Origin of the sequence: Cronobacter sp. HA18003 (assembly GCF_011605905.1) — a bacterium.
Classification (GTDB): domain Bacteria; phylum Pseudomonadota; class Gammaproteobacteria; order Enterobacterales; family Enterobacteriaceae; genus Cronobacter; species Cronobacter sakazakii.
On sequence record NZ_JAANQO010000011.1, the window covers coordinates 29,097 to 44,113 of the forward strand.

The window sequence follows — 15,017 nt, forward strand, 5'->3', positions numbered from 1 at the left end:
ATCTGGCTGATCGGACTTGTTCGGCGTACAACTGTACGCTATCTTGCGACACGACAACTTACTTAGCGTACTCGAAGAGGTATTGAATGAAACGTGCAGTAATTACTGGCCTGGGCATCGTTTCCAGCATCGGTAATAACCAGCAGGAAGTCCTGGCATCCCTGCGTGAAGGACGCTCGGGGATCACTTTCTCTCAAGAATTTCTCGACGCAGGTATGCGCAGCCACGTCTGGGGCAACGTGAAGCTGGACACCACCGGTCTTATCGACCGTAAAGTGGTGCGTTTCATGAACGACGCCTCTATTTATGCTTATCTCTCCATGCAGGAAGCGATTAAAGACGCTGGTCTGCCCGACGAGGTGTATCAGAACAACCCGCGCGTCGGTATCGTGGCCGGCTCCGGTGGTTCGTCCAAAGCCCAGGTGTTCGGCGCTGACGCGATGCGCAGCCCGCGCGGCCTGAAAGCGGTCGGCCCTTACGTGGTGACTAAAGCGATGGCCTCTGCGGTTTCCGCCTGCCTCGCGACCCCGTTTAAAATCCACGGCGTTAACTACTCCATCAGCTCCGCGTGTGCGACTTCCGCGCACTGCATCGGCAACGCGGTTGAGCAGATCCAGCTTGGCAAACAGGACATCGTGTTTGCGGGCGGCGGTGAAGAGCTGGGCTGGGAAATGGCGTGTGAATTCGACGCGATGGGCGCGCTCTCCACTAAGTACAACGAGACTCCGGACAAAGCGTCCCGTACCTATGACGCAAGCCGTGACGGCTTTGTCATCGCAGGCGGCGGCGGTATGGTCGTGGTAGAAGAGCTGGAGCACGCGCTGGCGCGCGGTGCGCACATCTATGCAGAGATCGTCGGCTACGGCGCAACCTCCGATGGTGCCGACATGGTCGCACCGTCTGGCGAAGGCGCGGTGCGCTGCATGAAGATGGCGATGCATGGCGTGGATACGCCGATTGACTACCTGAACTCCCACGGTACGTCTACGCCGGTTGGCGACGTGAAAGAGCTTGGCGCTATTCGTGAAGTCTTCGGCGATAACACGCCGGCTATCTCCGCGACCAAAGCGATGACCGGCCACTCGCTGGGTGCCGCAGGCGTTCAGGAAGCTATCTACTCGCTGCTGATGCTGGAGCACGGCTTTATCGCGCCGAGCATCAACATTGAAGAGCTGGACGAGCAGGCGAAAGGCATGAACATCATCACCGCGCCGGTTGAGCGTGAGCTGACGACGGTAATGTCCAACAGCTTCGGTTTTGGCGGCACCAACGCCACGCTGGTCATGCGTAAATATCAGGCGTAACGTCTCTTTAAAAGAAATGGAGCCGAAAGGCTCCTTTTTTTATATTTACTCTCCGCCTTTAACATTTCTTGTTTTTTTATCCGAAACAGGCTTAATCTGCTCCTCCCTGTAGTTACTGACATCTCTCCTGCCTTATTAAGAATAACCTTTTGATTTAATAGTTTTAAACATTGTTCCTTCCTGATGTGTGTCGTTTCATGAAAATCCCTATTTAACCATGGCTTAAACTTTTCTTTTTTTATTTAATTTAACTTAAGTCGTAAAAAATATATTTATAATAATTCTAACCTGCTGATAAATATAATTTAGTTTAATGAAAATACCTTTATTGGCTTCTTTCTTAAAGTTATGGCATTTTTTGACGATATATCCGTATATATCTGAGTGGCCGTTTTCTTCGCAATAACGGTAACTCGTAGCGGAAACGCATATCACATAATGCCATTCTCAATCTTTTCAAAAAGATAAGAGTGAAGGACGCAGCATAAAAGAAATCCGAAATCAGTTTGCGGAATTCAGGGAATAGTTGTTTGCCTCTCACGAGGCCTTGCCAGCCGGGGAAACCAACCATGCCCACAGACGTATCTCTGGGTAAAGGGACTTTTTTGACCACAGGAAAAGTGATTCCACTTATTATTCTGGCCTGCTCAGGGGCCGCCTCTGCCAGCGCAAAGAAGAATGCGGATGATACTTTCACGTATGTCCCCTCTGTGGCGGCAGCGGATGTCGTCACGCGCACCAACTATAACCGTCCGCTGTTTATCACCAGCGCCGCGACGGCGCGCGCGGCAGGCATTAACGGCGCCGGGATAAAAGTCGGCGTGGCGGATACCGGTATTCTGACCACGCATCCGGCGCTGCTGGGGGTGGTGAAAGGCACGCTGAACTATGTCGATCCGAGCGCCAATAATCTGAGCGTGGGCGATGTGCGCGGCCACGGCACGATGGTCGCCCAGACGCTCGCGGGCCGCGCCACAGGCCTGTTCACCGGCGGTACTGCGCCGGGCGCGACGCTTATCAGCGCGCGTATCATTCCTGATGTCGCCAATACCCGGCAGAGCCTGAATTTCGGGCAGATTAACTACGATCTCGCGCGTGCAGGCGCGAAAATTATCAATAACTCCTGGGGTATTCCTGACTGGAACCCGACTAGCACCGCCACGACTACCTATTTTGTAAACGCCTGGAAGCCTTTTATTTCGTCGTATAACGGGCTGATTGTGTTTGCGAGCGGCAACGATGGCGCGGCGAATCCGGTAGGCGTTGCGAAACTGCCATCGCTGGCCCCCGCCTCCGGGCTGGATAAGGGCTGGCTGGTGGCTACGGCGGTCGACACCTTTAACCCGAGCTATATCGCAAGCTACGCTAACCGCTGCGGCGTAATGAAAAACAGCTGCCTCGCGGCACCCGGCAGCGTGTATGTACAGTCGACCGACAGCACCGGCAAACCGGTGCTACGCCTGGTGAGCGGCACCTCATTTGCCGCGCCGCAGGTTTCCGGCGTGGCGGCGATGGTCTGGCAGAAATATCCGTATTTTACTAACGACCTCGTTCGCCAGACGGTGCTCGGCACCGCGACCGATATCGGCGCACCGGGCGTGGACGCGGTATTTGGTTACGGCCTGCTGAACGCCGCGAAGGCGATTAACGGCCCGGCGAAGTTTAACTGGGGCACCGTGAGCGTCGCGTTTAACAGCTACACCTCGACCTGGAGCAACGCCATCAGCGGCAGCGGCGGGTTGATTAAAGGCGGTACCGGCAAGCTGGTGCTGACGCAGGACGCCAGCTATACCGGCACCACACAGGTGCTGGGCGGTAGCCTGTCATCGGCGAAAAGTCTGGCCTCCGCGGTGAACATTGGCCGCGCGGGCACGCTGGATGTGCGCACGGTAAAAGGCAATGTCGATAACAGCGGTTTCGTGCTGCTGCGCGACGGCAAAACGCGCTTTATGACCAACTATACGCAGCGCACCACCGGCGGCCTGGCGTTTATGCTCGGCTCGACGCTGGATGTGGCGGGGCGCGCGACGCTCGCTGGTAACCTGCATCTTTTGGGCGTACCGGCAGGCTACATCACCCAGGCGCGCCAGCCGGTGGTCAACGCGGGCGCGGTATCCGGCAAGTTCAGCCGTTTTACGCAGTCGGCGGGCGTGTTCCTGACGGGTTCGCTGGGCTACAGCACGAAACAGGTATGGCTGAACATCAAACGCCTGCAGGTGACGCAGACCAAAGTCGCCAGCACGTCTGCGGCCACGCAGTCCGCCGCCGTGCGTCTGGAGCAGGCGTTTACGCAGCTTGATAAACAAGTCGCGACCGGCGTGGCGGTACGCGCCAGTTCGTTTGCGTCCGCGGCGGGCGAGTTGCAGCACATCTCCAATAACACGTCTGCCCGCGCGGCGCTGGAGAGCCTCTCCGGCCAGCTTCCGGCAGCGACGGCGGCGCTCACCTGGCAGGCCATCAATGTGAATCAGCGCAGCAGCGCGAATCACATCAACGCGCTGCTGGACGCGCCGCAAAGCCGTAGCTGGAGCGATACGCTCTCCTGGAACGGCAGCCTCGGGCGCAGCGGATATTCGCCGGTGAGCTACTCCATGAAAGGGTGGGTGACCGGCCAGGACCGGTTTATTGATGAGCACACGTTTATCGGCACGTCACTGTCGCGCACCGACACGTTCAGCGCGCTGAGCAGCGGCGGCGAGCGCAATACCGGCACGCTGAGTGAAGCTGCGCTGTACGGCGGCAAGATCTACGGCGGCTACTACCTGACCGGCCGTCTGGCGTCCGGGTATTACGACGGCCAGCAGCGCCGTATGTTGTGGCTCGGCAGCCGTTCCGAGCGCGTCAGCAGCCGTCAGAGCGGCAGCTGGATGTCGCTTGGCAGCGAGACCGGCTATCGCTTCAACGTGGACGGCTTAGCCGTGACGCCGTTTATCGATACGCAATACATCACGCTGAAGCAGGATGCGTTTAGCGAGAAGAGCGGCTCAGGTTTTGGCCTGCGCGCCGACAACCAGACCACCACGCGCTGGCAGGCGGGCGCGGGGCTGCGCGCGGCGTACACGTTCGATCTGCAAACCCACGGGCGGCTGGATCTGAGCTTCCAGACTCACCTGCAGCGTGCGTTGAGCCAGGATGAAGGCCGCTATCAGGCGAGCTTTACCGGCGTGGATCAGCCAGTGCCGCTGCACGGCGTGACGGCACCTGAGAAAACGCTGACCAGCGCGGTGTCGCTCGGCTGGCAGGTGAACCCGGCGCTGAATTTGAATCTGACGGGCGAGCAGGAGACCAGCGACGGGCGCAACAGCAACCGCAGCGTGATGGCCGGCGTGTCGTTAAGTTTCTGATACGGGGTATGGGGAAAATAAAAAGGCGTCGTAAGACGCCTTTTTGCTGCCTGTCAGATAACCAGCCAGAGCAGAAGAATAACCAGCACCAGCAGGAACATCGCAAGGCCGGGTTTCGCGGAAATCTGCTTCATCGGCTGGGTGAAAAACGCGATAAGCGGGCTGTAGATAGGCTGAATATGGCGCACTTCAAGCGTTTCCGGCGACCCTTCCGAGCGACGAATAAACACCTGATTAAGAATATCCTGCACCTGCGCGGTGGTCAGCACTGTTTGCGGCGTGGCCTGAAAGCGCTGCTGCGCGTAGTCGCTTATCTCCTGCCATTCGCGCGATTCCAGCGGCTGGCGCAGCGCGGCCTGAATGCTGTGCAGCGTCGGCGCGGGCTGGTCGGCGAGCGTCTGGCGCGCGACAAGCCAGGTCGAGAGCGCCGCGAAATGCTTCGCCGGAATCAGCTCGCCGCTTTTCACGCCAGAAAGCTCCAGCATCGATTGCCAGATGAGCTTCGGCGATTCGCCGGTGGCGGCGGCAAGCTTCGTTACCTGCTGGTTGAGCGTATTATGCTCCGCGGGCTGCATCGGGCGGTCGGTCGCCGGGCGCTGCTGCGGCTGCGGAATATTCAGCTGCGCGTTTTGCAGCAGCGTCAGCACGCTTTTGAGCTGCTCGCCGGAAAGCTGGTTCAGCGCGGTGTGCCCAAACTGCTGGCGGATATAATCGCTCACCGCCTGGCGGTTGTTGCCGACGTTCAGAAGCTCGGTCAGTTGCGACAACACCTGGCGCTGAGTGTGGGTCTGCTGCGCCTGGCCTAGCCGCTGGTTAAGATTCTGCTCGGCGGCGGGGAAGTGGCGCGAAAGCAGCGGCGCATCGCTCTTTAAGCCCAGATCGTGCTTCATACCGGCCCAGACTTCGGCGCTTTGCTGTTGGGTTAGCGCCACAAGCCGGGTGATAAGCCGCTCAAGCACCGTGCGCTGCTGAGTGGAAAGCGGCTGCTCGCCTGCGGAGTGGGGCGATGTGGGAGGCTCCCCCGCCGGGCGGGGCGTGGCGCCATGAATGGGTTGCATCATCAATAATCCTTAACCTGACCGGACGGTGCCGCGAAACTAACCACGCTGTTAAGTATGCCTGGCGGCGAGATTATGGCACACTTAACGGCTATCTCCCGCACATAAACAGGTAGAGAAACGTGAAAATCCTCGTTGATGAAAATATGCCTTACGCACGCGAGCTGTTCAGCCGTCTTGGCGAGGTGCAGGCCGTGCCTGGCCGCCCGATCCCGCAGGCGGCGCTGGACGACGCCGACGCACTGATGGTGCGCTCGGTCACGCAGGTCAATCGCGATTTGCTGGCAGGCAAAAACATCCGGTTTGTCGGCACCGCCACGGCGGGCACCGATCACGTTGATGAAGATTACTTACGCGAGGCGGGCGTCGGGTTTTCCGCCGCGCCCGGCTGCAACGCGATTGCGGTCGTTGAGTATGTGTTCTCCGCGCTGCTGATGCTTGCCGAGCGCGACGGCTTTGCGCTTACCGACCGCACTGTCGGTATTGTCGGCGTGGGCAACGTTGGTTCTCGTTTGCAGGCGCGGCTGGAGGCGCTCGGCGTGCGCACGCTGCTGTGCGATCCGCCACGTGCCGATCGCGGCGACAGCGGCGATTTCCGCACGCTCGACGAGCTGGTGCGCGAAGCAGACATTCTCACCTTCCACACGCCGCTCTTTAAAGAAGGGCCGTACAAAACGCTGCATCTGGCCGACGAGGCGCTGATCGCGCGCCTTAAGCCTGGCGCTATTCTCATTAACGCCTGCCGCGGCCCGGTGGTCGATAACGCCGCGCTGCTGGCGCGCCTTGAGGCGGGGCAGCCGCTCAGTGTCGTGCTGGATGTCTGGGAGCCGGAGCCTGCGCTGAACGTTGAGCTTTTAAAGCGTGTTGATATCGGCACCGCGCATATCGCGGGCTATACGCTGGAAGGCAAAGCGCGCGGCACTACGCAGGTCTTTGAGGCGTACAGCCAGTTTCTCGGCACGCCGCAACAGGTGGCGCTTGCCACGTTGCTGCCGCCGCCGGAGTTTGGCCGCATCACGCTTCAGGGGCCGCTCGATCAGCCGACGCTGAAACGGCTGGTGCATCTGGTGTATGATGTGCGCCGCGACGACGCGCCGCTTCGCCGCGTGGCGGGCATGCCGGGCGAATTTGATAAGCTTCGCAAAAATTACCAGGAGCGCCGCGAATGGTCGTCGCTCTATGTGCAGTGCGATGACGAAGCCGCCGCCGCGCTGCTGCAAAAGCTGGGTTTTAACGCGACCCATCATCCGATCCGTTAATCACTGATTCTCTTATTCCCCGCAAACCCGCGGGGAAGGCATTTTATTTTCTGGAGTAAAACCACCATGTCTGAAGGCTGGAATATCGCCATACTGGGCGCGACGGGCGCCGTGGGAGAGGCCCTGCTTGAGCAACTCGCCGAGCGTCAGTTCCCGGTGGGTGAACTTTATGCGCTGGCGCGCAATGAAAGCGCGGGTGAAACGCTGCGCTTCAACGGTAAAAGCGTGCAGGTGCAGGACGCCGACGCGTTCGACTGGACTCAGGCGCAGCTCGCCTTTTTCGTCGCAGGCCAGGAAGCAAGCGCCCGCTACGTGGATGACGCAACTAACGCCGGTTGTCTGGTTATCGATTCCAGCGGCCTGTTCGCGCTGGAGCCGGACGTGCCGCTGGTGGTGCCGGACGTCAACCCGTATGTACTGGCGGATTACCGCAACCGCAATGTGGTGGCGGTGGCCGACAGCCTGACCAGCCAGCTTCTGACGGCGCTGCGTCCGCTGATGGAAGCGGGCGGATTGTCGCGCATTCAGGTGACGAATCTGTTGTCCGTTTCCGCGCAGGGTAAAACGGCGGTGGACGCGCTGGCGGGCCAGAGCGCGCGCCTGCTGAACGGGATGCCGGTCGATGAAGACGATCATTTTGGCCGCCAGCTGGCGTTCAACATGCTGCCGCTGCTGCCGGACCGCGAAGGCAGCGTGCGCCAGGATCGCCGTCTGGTCGATGAAGTCCGCAAAGTGTTGCAGGACGAAGGCCTGATGATTTCCGTCACCAGCGTACAGGCACCGGTATTTTACGGTCATGCCCAGATGGTGAATTTCGAAGCGCTGCGCCCGCTCGCGGCGGAAGAAGCCCGCGACGCGCTGGAGCGCGATCAGGACATCGCGCTCTCTGAAGAGAACGACTATCCGACGCAGGTGGGCGACGCCTCCGGCAGCGTGCATCTTTCCATCGGCTGCGTGCGTAACGACTACGGCATGCCGGAGCAGATCCAGTTCTGGTCGGTCGCTGATAACGTGCGCTTCGGCGGCGCGCTGATGGCCATCAAAACGGCGGAAAAACTGCTGCAGGAGTACCTGTACTGATGTCGGAGAGTCTGGAAAAGCCGGTAGTTAAAATCGCGCTTGGCATTGAGTACGACGGCAGTAAATATTACGGCTGGCAGCGTCAGCAGGAAGTGCGCAGCGTTCAGGAGAAGCTTGAAAAAGCACTCTCGCAGGTGGCGAACGAGCCGATTAACGTCTTCTGCGCGGGCCGTACCGACGCGGGCGTGCATGCCACCGGACAGGTGGTGCACTTTGAAACGACCGCTATTCGCAAGGATGCCGCCTGGACGCTCGGCGTAAATGCGAATTTACCTGGTGACATCGCGGTGCGCTGGGTGAAAGATGTGCCCGCAGAGTTTCACGCCCGGTTCAGCGCCACGGCTCGCCGTTACCGCTACGTTATCTATAATCACCGTTTGCGACCGGCGGTGCTCTCGCAAGGGGTGACGCATTACCATCTGCCGCTGGACGCAGAGCGTATGCACCGGGCGGCGCAGTGTCTTATCGGCGAAAACGACTTTACCTCGTTTCGCGCGGTGCAGTGCCAGTCCCGCACGCCCTGGCGCAACCTGATGCATATTAACGTTGAGCGCTTCGGGGCATACATTGTGGTGGATATCAAGGCTAACGCGTTTGTGCATCATATGGTGCGTAATATCGTTGGCAGCCTGATGGAAATAGGCTGCGGTAACCAGCCGGAGAGCTGGATGGCAGAACTGCTGGCGGCTAAGGACAGAACGCTTGCGGCAGCGACGGCGAAGGCGGAAGGGCTCTATCTGGTGTCGGTGGATTATCCGGCGCAGTTTGAGCTTCCGAAGCCGCCGATGGGCCCACTTTTTTTAGCTGACTGACAGCAGTCGGGGAAGAAGAACCAGTATGGACATTATTCGCTTTCTGATTGATTTTATTTTACATATCGACGTGCATCTGGCGGAGCTGGTGGCGCAGTACGGGATCTGGGTTTACGCGATCCTGTTCCTGATCCTGTTCTGCGAAACGGGTCTGGTCGTGACGCCATTTCTGCCGGGCGATTCGCTGCTGTTTGTGGCGGGCGCGCTCTCCTCGCTGCCGTCCAACGATCTCAATGTGCACCTGATGGCGCTTTTAATGGTTATCGCGGCGATACTCGGCGACGCGGTGAACTACACTATAGGCCGACTCTTTGGCGCGCGGCTTTTCAGCAACCCGGATTCAAAAATCTTCCGTCAGAGCTATCTTGATAAAACGCATGCGTTTTATGAGCGTCACGGCGGTAAAACGATTATCCTCGCCCGCTTCGTGCCGATCGTGCGCACTTTCGCGCCGTTCGTCGCCGGGATGGGGCATATGTCCTATCGTCATTTTGCCCTGTATAACGTGGTGGGCGCGCTGTTGTGGGTTCTGCTGTTTACCTACGCGGGCTACTTCTTTGGCGCGATGCCGTTTATTCAGGACAATCTGAAGTTGCTGATCGTCGCTATTATCGTCTTCTCGGTATTGCCGGGCGTATATGAAGTGGTGCGTCACAAACGCGCCGCGGCGCGCCAGACAAAATAAGCCCTCTGGCGGTTCGACCACTTTTTTATCCAAAGTTGCGGGCCGTTATGGTTTAATGAGCACCATTTATGGTCTGTGGAAGGCAATAATGGCATTATGCGCCCCCACAGAAAAACTGGCATCGACCAGGTTCAGGCAGAAAGGTTATCAATGAGCTGGATTGAACGAATTCTCAATAAAAGCAATATTACTCCCACTCGCAGGGCAAACATCCCGGAAGGGGTGTGGACCAAGTGCGACAGCTGCGGCCAGGTACTCTACCGCGCCGAACTGGAGCGTAACCTTGAGGTTTGCCCGAAATGCGATCACCACATGCGCATGGCGGCGCGCGACCGTCTGCACAGCCTGTTAGACGAAGGGTCGCTGGTGGAACTGGGCAGTGAGCTTGAGCCGAAAGATGTGCTGAAGTTCCGTGATTCCAAAAAATACAAGGATCGTCTGGCCACCGCCCAGAAGGAAACCGGCGAGAAAGACGCGTTGGTGGTGATGAAAGGCACCCTGCACGGTATGCCGGTTGTTGCGGCGGCGTTCGAGTTCGCCTTTATGGGCGGCTCAATGGGTTCCGTCGTGGGCGCGCGTTTCGTGCGTGCGGTTGAGCAGGCGCTGGAAGACAACTGCCCGCTTATCTGCTTCTCCGCCTCCGGCGGCGCGCGTATGCAGGAAGCGCTGATGTCGCTGATGCAGATGGCGAAAACCTCCGCGGCGCTTGCGAAAATGCAGGAGCGTGGTCTGCCGTACATCTCCGTGCTGACCGACCCGACCATGGGCGGCGTTTCCGCGAGCTTCGCGATGCTTGGCGATCTCAACATCGCCGAGCCGAAAGCGCTGATTGGCTTCGCCGGCCCGCGCGTTATCGAGCAGACCGTGCGTGAAAAACTGCCGGCTGGCTTCCAGCGCAGTGAGTTCCTGATCGAAAAAGGCGCTATCGATATGATCGTGCGTCGCCCGGAGCTGCGCCTCAAGCTTGCCAGCATTCTGGCGAAGCTGATGAACCTTCCGGCACCAAGCCCGGACGCGCCGCGTGAAGCGGTGGTCGTGCCGCCGGTACCGGACCAGGATCACGAGGCCTGATAGTCATGAAGGGCAGGGCCATAAGGCACTGCCCTTCTTGTTTATGAACCGTAACCAGGATACGGGCATCATGGAAAAGCAACACCTTCCCCAAGCCACGTCGCCTCTGGCCACGTGGCTTTCTTATCTGGAAAACCTGCACGGTAAAACCATCGACATGGGCCTTGAGCGCGTCTCGCGCGTGGCGGCATTGCTTGATGTGGCGAAACCTGCGCCGTTTGTCTTTACCGTCGCGGGCACTAATGGCAAAGGCACCACCTGCCGCACGCTCGAAGCGGTGCTGATGGCGGCAGGCTATCGCGTGGGTGTCTACAGCTCGCCGCACCTGGTGCGCTACACCGAGCGCGTGCGTGTGCAGGGCGAGGAGCTTGCCGAAAGCCAGCACACCGCCGCCTTTGCGGAGATTGAAGCTGTGCGCGGTGAAACGTCCCTCACGTACTTTGAATATGGCACGCTGTCCGCGCTGTGGCTCTTTAAGCAGGCGCAGCTGGATGTCGTTATCCTCGAAGTCGGTCTCGGCGGGCGTCTGGACGCCACCAACCTGGTGGATTGCGATGTGGCGGTCATCACCAGCATCGCGCTCGATCATACCGACTGGCTGGGGCCGGATCGTGAAAGCATCGGGCGCGAGAAAGCCGGTATTTTCCGCGCGGGCAAACCGGCGGTGGTGGGCGAGACGGATATGCCGCACACCATCGCGCAGGTGGCGCAGGAGAAGGGCGCACGACTGCTGCGTGTGAACGACGCCTGGCGCTATGAGGCGGAACGCGACGGCTGGCGCTTTAGTGATGGCGACGGCGAACTGACTCATCTTCCGCTGCCGCAGGTGCCGCAGCCTAACGCGGCGACCGCGCTCGCCGCGCTTCGCGCAAGCGGCCTTGCGATTAGCGAGCAGGCTTACCGCGACGGCATCGCGCGCGCCGCGCTGCCGGGGCGTTTCCAGATTGTGAGCGAGGCCCCGCGCATCATTCTGGATGTGGCCCATAATCCGCACGCGGCGGGCTATCTGGCGCAGCGGCTCGCGCAGTCGCCATCCGCCGGGCGCGTGCTGGCCGTTATCGGCATGCTGCATGATAAAGATATCGCCGGAACGCTCGCCTGTCTGGAGAGGGTCGTGGATAGCTGGTATTGTGCCCCTCTGGACGGGCCGCGCGGCGCCCGCGCCGAAGAGCTTGCGGAACATCTGCAGGCCAGCGCTGTCTTTGATAGCGTGGCGCAGGCCTGGCACGCGGCGCTGGCCGACGCGCAGCCCGCCGATACGGTGCTGGTATGCGGGTCGTTTCATACCGTCGCAGCGGTAATGGAAGAGATGGACGCGGGGAGACGAGGTGGCGAGTAAGTTTCAGAACCGATTAGTCGGCACAATTGTGCTGGTGGCGCTGGGCGTTATCGTGCTGCCAGGGCTGCTGGACGGCCAGAAAAAACATTATCAGGATGAGTTCGCGGCGATCCCGCTGGTGCCGAAGCCTGGCGATCGCGACGAGCCGGATATGCTGCCGGCTGCAACGCAGGCGCTGCCGTCTCAGCCGCCGGAAGGCGCGGCGGAAGAGGTAAGAGCCGGTAACGCGGCGGCGACGTCGATAGATACCACGCGACTGCCTGCCGATACCGGCGCGGATCTGGATGAAGTGCCGGTGACGCCTGCGAAGCCGAAAGCGACGGAGCCTGCGAAAACACGGACTGCCGATAAGCCCCAGAGCAAGCCGCAGCGTGATAAAACCGACGAGCAGCTCGCGATGGTGAGCGAGGCCGAAGCGCCCGCGCCTGCGAAAACCGCGCCGCCGGAGAAACCGCAGACGCCGCCTGCGGGCAAGGCGTATGTCGTGCAGCTCGGTGCGCTGAAAAACGCCGATAAAGTCAATGAAATCGTCGGCAAACTGCGCTCGGCGGGTTATCGGGCGTATACGTCGCCGTCCACGCCGGTGCAAGGGAAAATCACCCGCATTCTGGTAGGGCCGGAGGCGTCGAAGGATAAGTTAAAATCGTCGCTTGGCGAGCTGAACAGCCTGTCAGGGCTTAACGGCGTAATAATGAATTACAGCGTGAATTAAGCGGTCTGGCGTCTTTTTTAAAGGCGCATCGAGAAACCGCATCGCGCCACAGACGGCCCGCTTACGGCGCTTTTTTGCCGCCCGCGGGCGTAACGGACGGATGGCGTTGAAGATTTTTTCAACGCCATTTTTTATTAACGCGTGGAAAGGAAATCCCTACGCAAACGTTTTCTTTTTCTGTTAGAATGCGCCCCGAACCGGATGTCAGGGCGTTTTATCGTGGGACACATTCATGGTCTGGATAGATTACGCCATCATTGCAGTAGTGGGTTTCTCGTGTCTGGTCAGCCTCATCCGCGGCTTCGTGAGAGAGGCGCTGTCGCTGGTCACCTGGGGCTGTGCTTTCTTTGTCGCCAGTCATTACTACACTTACCTGGCAGTCTGGTTCACCGGCTTTGAAGACGAACTGGTACGTAATGGGATTGCTATCGCGGTGCTGTTTATCGCGACGCTTATCGTCGGTGCGATAGTCAACTATGTGATTGGCGCGCTGGTGGAGAAAACCGGCCTGTCGGGTACAGACAGGGTGTTGGGGATCTGTTTCGGCGCCTTGCGGGGCGTGCTGATTGTCGCCGCCATTCTGTTCTTTCTTGATACCTTCACGGGCCTGTCCAAAAGCGAGGACTGGCAAAAGTCGCAGCTCATCCCGCAGTTCAGTTTCATCATCAGATGGTTCTTTGACTATCTGCAAAGCTCGTCAAGTTTCCTGCCCCGGTAATCGTGCCGGGGGCGGTCTTTGAATTGAGGAAAAGACAACATGTGCGGTATTGTCGGGATCGCCGGTGTTATGCCGGTCAACCAGTCGATTTATGACGCGTTAACGGTGCTTCAGCACCGCGGGCAGGATGCCGCAGGCATCATCACCATCGATGCGAATAATTGCTTCCGTCTGCGTAAAGCGAACGGCCTGGTGAATGATGTATTCGAAGCCCGCCACATGCAGCGTCTGCAGGGCAATATGGGTATCGGCCATGTGCGCTACCCGACGGCAGGCAGCTCCAGCGCCTCCGAAGCCCAGCCGTTCTATGTGAACTCGCCCTACGGTATTACGCTTGCCCACAACGGCAACCTGACGAACGCCCATGAACTGCGCAAAATGCTCTTTGAAGAGAAGCGCCGTCATATCAATACCACCTCAGATTCTGAAATCCTGCTCAATATTTTCGCCAGCGAGCTGGATAACTTCCGTCACTACCCGCTGGAAGCGGACAACATTTTCGCGGCCATCGCGGCGATGAACCGCCTGATCCGCGGCGCATACGCGTGTGTGGCGATGATCATTGGCCACGGCATGGTAGCGTTTCGCGACCCTAACGGCATTCGCCCGCTGGTGCTTGGTAAACGCGATGCCGGTAACGGCCGCGCCGAGTACATGGTGGCCTCCGAGAGCGTGGCGCTCGATACGCTGGGCTTTGAGTTCCTGCGCGACGTAGCGCCTGGCGAAGCGGTTTATATCAGCGAAAAAGGCCAGCTCTTCACGCGCCAGTGCGCTGACAACCCGGTCAGTAACCCGTGCCTGTTTGAGTATGTTTACTTCGCGCGTCCGGACTCTTTTATCGACAAGATTTCCGTCTACAGCGCTCGCGTGGAAATGGGCAAAAAGCTCGGCGAGAAAATCGCGCGCGAGTGGGAAGATCTGGATATCGACGTGGTGATCCCGATCCCGGAAACCTCCTGCGATATCGCCCTTGAAATTGCGCGCATTCTTAACAAACCCTACCGCCAGGGTTTTGTGAAAAACCGCTACGTCGGCCGTACCTTCATCATGCCGGGACAGCATCTGCGCCGTAAATCGGTGCGCCGCAAACTGAACGCCAACCGCGCCGAGTTTCGCGATAAAAACGTGCTGCTAGTGGATGACTCTATCGTGCGCGGCACCACGTCCGAGCAGATTATCGAGATGGCCCGCGAGGCGGGCGCGAAGAAGGTCTATCTGGCCTCCGCCGCGCCGGAAATTCGCTTCCCGAACGTCTACGGTATCGACATGCCGAGCGCCAACGAGCTCATCGCTCACGGCCGCGAAGTAGATGAAATCCGCCAGATCATCGGCGCTGACGGTCTGATTTTCCAGGATCTCGACGATCTTATCGAAGCCGTGCGCGCCGAGAACCCGGATATTCAGCAGTTCGAATGCTCGGTCTTTAACGGCGTTTACGTCACCAAAGATGTCGATCACCAGTACCTGGAATATCTCGAATCCCTGCGTAACGACGACGCCAAAGCGGTCATGCGCCAGAACGAAGTCGAAAACTTAGAGATGCACAACGAAGGTTAATCTTCCCGCGTGCCGTCGCCCCTTGCGCAACGCGAGGGGCGAAATCCCCGTTTGCATCTCGTCGCGTCTTGCGGCAAA

Annotated in this window: 13 protein-coding genes; 11 read left to right on the plus strand and 2 right to left on the minus strand. The window is 59.2% G+C overall.

Annotated elements, in window-relative coordinates; genetic code table 11:
* The first annotated feature begins 86 nt into the window (after positions 1–86).
* Complete coding sequence (fabB, locus tag G6041_RS01185) at positions 87–1,304, plus strand: beta-ketoacyl-ACP synthase I (RefSeq protein ID WP_004388551.1); 1,218 nt, start codon at positions 87–89, stop codon at positions 1,302–1,304.
* Between the two features lie 346 nt (positions 1,305–1,650).
* On the opposite strand, the gene G6041_RS21595 is transcribed toward fabB, so the two are convergent.
* Positions 1,651–2,001, minus strand: a complete 351-nt coding sequence (locus G6041_RS21595) for a hypothetical protein (RefSeq protein ID WP_236908579.1) — start codon at positions 1,999–2,001, stop codon at positions 1,651–1,653.
* Between the two features lie 13 nt (positions 2,002–2,014).
* Between G6041_RS21595 and G6041_RS01190 the strand changes: the two genes are divergently transcribed.
* The gene (locus G6041_RS01190; RefSeq protein ID WP_236907253.1) at positions 2,015–4,648 is read left to right on the plus strand and encodes an autotransporter serine protease; all 2,634 of its coding nucleotides are present in this window, start codon (positions 2,015–2,017) and stop codon (positions 4,646–4,648) included.
* Between the two features lie 53 nt (positions 4,649–4,701).
* Here G6041_RS01190 and flk read toward each other — a convergent pair whose 3' ends face one another.
* Positions 4,702–5,709 carry a flagella biosynthesis regulator Flk gene (gene flk / locus G6041_RS01195; RefSeq protein WP_007892020.1) on the minus strand — a complete coding sequence of 336 codons (1,008 nt, stop codon included), beginning with the start codon at positions 5,707–5,709 and terminating at the stop codon, positions 4,702–4,704.
* Between the two features lie 119 nt (positions 5,710–5,828).
* Between flk and pdxB the strand changes: the two genes are divergently transcribed.
* The 9 genes from pdxB to purF all read left to right on the plus strand — a co-directional run bounded on the left by pdxB (position 5,829) and on the right by purF (position 14,939).
* Positions 5,829–6,965: a 4-phosphoerythronate dehydrogenase PdxB gene (gene pdxB / locus G6041_RS01200; RefSeq protein ID WP_012124141.1), complete on the plus strand. Its 1,137-nt coding sequence runs from the start codon at positions 5,829–5,831 to the stop codon at positions 6,963–6,965.
* Between the two features lie 66 nt (positions 6,966–7,031).
* Positions 7,032–8,045: an aspartate-semialdehyde dehydrogenase gene (locus G6041_RS01205; protein ID WP_007892029.1), complete on the plus strand. Its 1,014-nt coding sequence runs from the start codon at positions 7,032–7,034 to the stop codon at positions 8,043–8,045.
* Positions 8,045–8,857 (plus strand): tRNA pseudouridine(38-40) synthase TruA, encoded by an 813-nt coding sequence (truA, locus tag G6041_RS01210; protein ID WP_007776862.1) that lies wholly within the window; start codon positions 8,045–8,047, stop codon positions 8,855–8,857. The genes G6041_RS01205 and truA overlap by 1 nt, the downstream gene beginning before the upstream one ends.
* 25 nt (positions 8,858–8,882) lie before the next feature.
* Complete coding sequence (locus G6041_RS01215) at positions 8,883–9,542, plus strand: DedA family protein (protein WP_012124142.1); 660 nt, start codon at positions 8,883–8,885, stop codon at positions 9,540–9,542.
* A 150-nt stretch (positions 9,543–9,692) separates the two neighbouring features.
* Positions 9,693–10,613 carry an acetyl-CoA carboxylase, carboxyltransferase subunit beta gene (accD, locus tag G6041_RS01220; RefSeq protein ID WP_007892032.1) on the plus strand — a complete coding sequence of 307 codons (921 nt, stop codon included), beginning with the start codon at positions 9,693–9,695 and terminating at the stop codon, positions 10,611–10,613.
* A 70-nt stretch (positions 10,614–10,683) separates the two neighbouring features.
* Positions 10,684–11,952, plus strand: a complete 1,269-nt coding sequence (folC, locus tag G6041_RS01225; RefSeq protein WP_041460689.1) for a bifunctional tetrahydrofolate synthase/dihydrofolate synthase — start codon at positions 10,684–10,686, stop codon at positions 11,950–11,952.
* Positions 11,942–12,664 carry a cell division protein DedD gene (gene dedD, locus G6041_RS01230; protein ID WP_012124144.1) on the plus strand — a complete coding sequence of 241 codons (723 nt, stop codon included), beginning with the start codon at positions 11,942–11,944 and terminating at the stop codon, positions 12,662–12,664. Before folC ends, dedD begins: the two co-directional genes overlap by 11 nt.
* Positions 12,665–12,896: 232 nt before the next feature.
* Positions 12,897–13,382, plus strand: coding sequence for a colicin V production protein (cvpA, locus tag G6041_RS01235; RefSeq protein ID WP_004386645.1), 486 nt, complete (start codon positions 12,897–12,899; stop codon positions 13,380–13,382).
* A gap of 39 nt (positions 13,383–13,421) precedes the next feature.
* Entirely contained in the window at positions 13,422–14,939 is a 1,518-nt protein-coding gene (gene purF, locus G6041_RS01240) for an amidophosphoribosyltransferase (protein ID WP_004386646.1), read from the plus strand.
* The last annotated feature ends 78 nt before the right edge of the window (positions 14,940–15,017 follow it).

Coding starts and splice junctions, on each gene's coding strand:
- fabB (WP_004388551.1), top strand. CDS start 87: ATGAAACGTGCAGTAATTACTGGCCTGGGCATCGTTTCCAGCATCGGT.
- flk (WP_007892020.1), bottom strand. CDS start 5,709: ATGATGCAACCCATTCATGGCGCCACGCCCCGCCCGGCGGGGGAGCCT.
- G6041_RS01205 (WP_007892029.1), top strand. CDS start 7,032: ATGTCTGAAGGCTGGAATATCGCCATACTGGGCGCGACGGGCGCCGTG.
- truA (WP_007776862.1), top strand. CDS start 8,045: ATGTCGGAGAGTCTGGAAAAGCCGGTAGTTAAAATCGCGCTTGGCATT.
- G6041_RS01215 (WP_012124142.1), top strand. CDS start 8,883: ATGGACATTATTCGCTTTCTGATTGATTTTATTTTACATATCGACGTG.
- accD (WP_007892032.1), top strand. CDS start 9,693: ATGAGCTGGATTGAACGAATTCTCAATAAAAGCAATATTACTCCCACT.
- folC (WP_041460689.1), top strand. CDS start 10,684: ATGGAAAAGCAACACCTTCCCCAAGCCACGTCGCCTCTGGCCACGTGG.
- cvpA (WP_004386645.1), top strand. CDS start 12,897: ATGGTCTGGATAGATTACGCCATCATTGCAGTAGTGGGTTTCTCGTGT.
- purF (WP_004386646.1), top strand. CDS start 13,422: ATGTGCGGTATTGTCGGGATCGCCGGTGTTATGCCGGTCAACCAGTCG.